The organism is Thomasclavelia sp. (assembly GCF_047249845.1).
Lineage (GTDB): Bacteria > Bacillota_I > Bacilli_A > Erysipelotrichales > Coprobacillaceae > Thomasclavelia.
The window spans coordinates 1-2,286 of the sequence record NZ_JBKTWO010000133.1 but is presented as its reverse complement, the minus strand read 5'-3'; the positions used below and the strand labels follow the sequence as shown (position 1 = coordinate 2,286).

Genomic DNA, 2,286 nt, shown 5'->3' with positions numbered 1-2,286 from the left:
GGATAAATTCTCGCCCATGCAATTGAAAAACGATAAGTCTTAAGACCCATATCAGCCATTAACTTGACAGCCTCTTTAAAACGATGATAATGATCAACGGCCTTATCTCCAGTTGTTGCCTTAAATGTCTTACCTGGAATTCTCACAAACTTATCCCAGTTAGTAACACCTTTACCATCTGCATCCCAACCACCTTCAACTTGATAATCAGCAGATGCACTTCCCCATAGAAAGTCTTTAGGGAATCCTTTTGTTTCTTTAAAATACATAGATTTCCTCCTTTGCTTTATATATTTTCATTCATAAACTCAATGAGAGATAATGAATAAGAATCTTCTTTATCTTTTAAATCATATAAATGTTCTTCTTTAATTGGAAATAACAACTTGTTTGATGCATCATGGTTATATAATGGGAAAACCATTTGAAAAGGAACGTCCTTATCATTTTTAGAATGGACATAAACAGTTGGTATAACATTTTTCTTTACCATATCAACCGTATTCATCTTCTTAATATCACTCTTCAATTCATCTTTAATCACTTTACGAATAATTGGTCCAGCTACAAATTTAGTAACCTTCATTTCCTTTTGACAACGCATTGCTAAATAATTATAAACTGTATCATAAGCACCTTCACTGATAATTAAATCCACATTTTTTAACTTTCCTAAACCAGAAGTATTTAAAATTGTGTTGGCACCCATTCCCTGACCATACATAATGATACGATGATCTTGCCCATACTTTTGGAGAACATAAGTATTAAAATACATCAAATCAAAAACATCACGATATCCAAACCCTCGAATATACCCATCACTTAATCCATGAGCATTCGCATCTATCATCAAAATATTTTCATCTGGAAATACTGATTGAAAATAATCAACGACAGCCTGCAAAGAATGTGCAGAATTTAATAGAGCATGCAAACAAATAATTGTTCTTTTTGCTTGTGGTTTCTCAATTAAATAAGCTTGCAAGAACATTCCTTTATGATTCTTAATCTTAACTTTACTTGCACCAATATCTTCATACCAATTACCTTGATCATCTTTACTTAAATGTTCACGATAAAGCATCTTTTTAGCAAATTGATTTGCTAATGCCAGCCCAGCAGTAAGGGTTGATGCAGTAAGAGTTGATGCAACAGCACTTCCAACAACGAATTTCTTTTTCATTTATACCACTCCTTAAAATTATCCATCAGGATTCTATTTATATTCATAACTTGTTCAAAGGAACTTAAACGATAATTATCACTACCCATTCTTGCAGCAAAATATTGAATAGCTGTAACTAATTCCTCTCTTACCTTTGGTCTTATTTCCAAAGGAAAAGACTCAATTGGGAAACATGAAAAGATAAATGTATTATAATCTTCATGGAATAAATCAAGTAAAACTTGATACCCTTCAGATTGCACTAAGGAATTCCCTAAAGCTAAGTCAAGATCGTGATTTGCAAATGTTAACATATTATTAATCACATCTCTTAATACTTTTAAAACAACAGCATAATATTGTTCAAAATCATTATGAAAAATATAATAGATATAAGAGAAGACTAAATTAACATTTTCCCTTTCTTCATCCTTATCATTCAAGACTAACTCTTCTTTTAAAGCCTTTATCATTGCACTTGTTACTCTATATTGAGATAAAATCATTGATCCAAAATCTGTCATAATTGCAAATGAAAATCTTGAATTTAAACAAAGTGTATGAACTGCTTCAAATAATTCTTTAGGTACATTTTTATAGAATTTATCTAAATTTTCATAAACAATACGAACAATCTCTCGGATATAATATAAATGATACTGATATTCTGTATCTAAATATTTTGAATTTGTTCCATCCCATTCATATTGATAAAGAACACTCTTTAATAATAAGTTTACTGAATCAATAAATTGTTTATAATTCTTATTATCTAAATGAATCTTTAAACAGGGAATAAATATTTTATAATATTCATCCATTGTTTTTTGATTACTTCCTTGATGATATTTCATATAATTTAAAATATCACAAAAATCAATTGGTTCTAACACCGTTAACTGTGTAGATATTGTTTTGATATAATTTTCATACAAGGAATAATGCAAAGTACTTTTATAATCAAATTTTTTAATAATGCGATTAACAGCATCTTTTACAATATAAAGTTTTTCTTGTTCATGCAGATCTTCAGAAAAAGTATAAGTCAAATGATCTTTACATTGAATCTCTACATAAATATCAATTTGTCTAAAGTTTTGATCAAGCATATAATAATG

The 2,286-nt window shown here is 29.0% G+C and carries 3 protein-coding genes; all 3 read right to left on the bottom strand.

The window, feature by feature from the left end; all coding sequences use genetic code 11:
* The coding region (locus ACLR9T_RS13980; RefSeq protein WP_413110095.1) for a family 1 glycosylhydrolase at positions 1-269 on the bottom strand (269 nt) is incomplete at its 3' end.
* Between the two features lie 17 nt (positions 270-286).
* Entirely contained in the window at positions 287-1,186 is a 900-nt protein-coding gene (locus ACLR9T_RS13975) for an alpha/beta hydrolase (RefSeq protein WP_008787191.1), read from the bottom strand.
* The coding region (locus ACLR9T_RS13970; protein ID WP_413110094.1) for a hypothetical protein at positions 1,183-2,286 on the bottom strand (1,104 nt) is incomplete at its 5' end. The genes ACLR9T_RS13970 and ACLR9T_RS13975, both read right to left, overlap by 4 nt.

Bases quoted from the DNA above. Each gene is read 5' to 3' on its own strand.
- ACLR9T_RS13975 (WP_008787191.1), bottom strand. From the start codon at position 1,186: ATGAAAAAGAAATTCGTTGTTGGAAGTGCTGTTGCATCAACTCTTACT.